The sequence below is a fragment of the Actinomadura logoneensis genome (genome assembly GCF_003428695.1).
Classification (GTDB): Bacteria; Actinomycetota; Actinomycetes; order Streptosporangiales; family Streptosporangiaceae; genus Spirillospora; species Spirillospora logoneensis.
In genome coordinates this window covers 1-1,310 of record NZ_QURH01000509.1, presented here as the reverse complement: position 1 = coordinate 1,310, position 1,310 = coordinate 1, and the positions used below count along the sequence as shown (strand labels likewise).

Sequence of the window (1,310 nt, the reverse complement as noted above, 5' to 3'; positions counted from 1 at the left end):
GCGGATCGCCCGCCCAGAGGGCCAGCGCGTCCGCCACCAGGCGCCGCGAGGCGGCGAGGGCGCCGGACGCCCGCGCCCGGTCGGCGGCAGCGAGCCGGGTCCGGAACAGCGTCGCGTCCAGGGCCGCGGGCGGGAGGGCGATCCGGTACCCGTCCCCGGCGGTGACCAGCACCTCGGGCCGCGCCCGGTCGGGTTCGAGGGCGGCCCGCAGCCGCGACGCGTGCGTCCGGATCGCGCCGAGCGCCCGTTCCGGCGGACGCTCGCCCCACAGTGCCTCCACGATCGTCTGCGGGGCGGCGGCCCGTCCCTCCTGCAGCAGCAGGAAGGCGAGCATCGCGCGCTGCTGGGGAGGCCCGAGGTCCAGCTCGGCACCGCCACGCCATCCGCGAACCGGACCGAGCACCGCGAACCGCAGGCGATCGCCCATCTGGTCCCTTCCGTCGCAGATGTGACCGACATGCAAAATAACGCCTAAGGGGAACGAGGGGATCGCCATGTCCGACGCGCCGCCCGCCAGAGCTCTGCCCGCCCACGCCGCCCTGCCCGCCGACACCGAGCCCGCCGAGCCGGCCGAGTCCACCGAGTCCACTGCCGCCGAGCCCGCCGAGCCCGCCGAGCCCGCCCACTCCACCGACGCATCGTCACCCACCGACCCACCGTCACCCACCGACGCACCGGCACCCGCCACCGCGCCGCCGGGCGCCGGCCGTCCGTCGCCACGGGCGTACGAGGCGGTGCCGCCCGCGCAGCTTCCGCCCGACCTGCCCGACTTCACCGGACGCGACGGCGAGACCCGGCGGCTCGCCGCCGCGCTCACCGCCCGGGACGGCGCCGCCGTGCCCGTCGTGACCGTCGCCGGGCTCGGCGGGATCGGCAAGACGGCGCTGGCGCTGCACGTCGCGCACACCGTCCGGGACGCCTTCCCCGACGGCCAGCTCTACGCCGAACTGCACGGCGCCGGGCCGTCCCCGGCCGCTCCCGGCGCCGTCCTCGCCGCGTTCCTGCGCGCGCTCGGCGCGCCCGACCGGGAGATCCCGCCCGAGCCGGACCGGCGCGCCGCGCTGTTCCGCTCCCACCTGGCCGGACGCCGCGTCCTGGTGGTGCTGGACGACGCCCGCGACGCCGCGCAGATCGCGCCGCTGCTGCCCGGCGCGCCCGGCAGCGCCGTCCTGGTCACCGGCCGCACCCGGTTCGCCGAACTGCCCGTCGCCGCGCACCTGGACCTCGCGCCGTTCACCGCCGAGGCCGCGACCGCGCTGCTCGGCCGCGTCGCCGGGACCGAGCGGATCGCCGCCGACCCGGACGCGGCG

General features: G+C 78.8%; 2 protein-coding genes. One reads left to right on the top strand and one right to left on the bottom strand.

The window, feature by feature from the left end:
• Positions 1-427, bottom strand: a 427-nt coding sequence (locus DZF91_RS23680; RefSeq protein ID WP_199486839.1) for an AfsR/SARP family transcriptional regulator, incomplete at its 3' end; no start/stop codon positions are given.
• A 67-nt stretch (positions 428-494) separates the two neighbouring features.
• Here DZF91_RS23680 and DZF91_RS23675 point away from each other — a divergent pair.
• The coding region (locus DZF91_RS23675) for an AAA family ATPase (RefSeq protein WP_199486838.1) at positions 495-1,310 on the top strand (816 nt) is incomplete at its 3' end.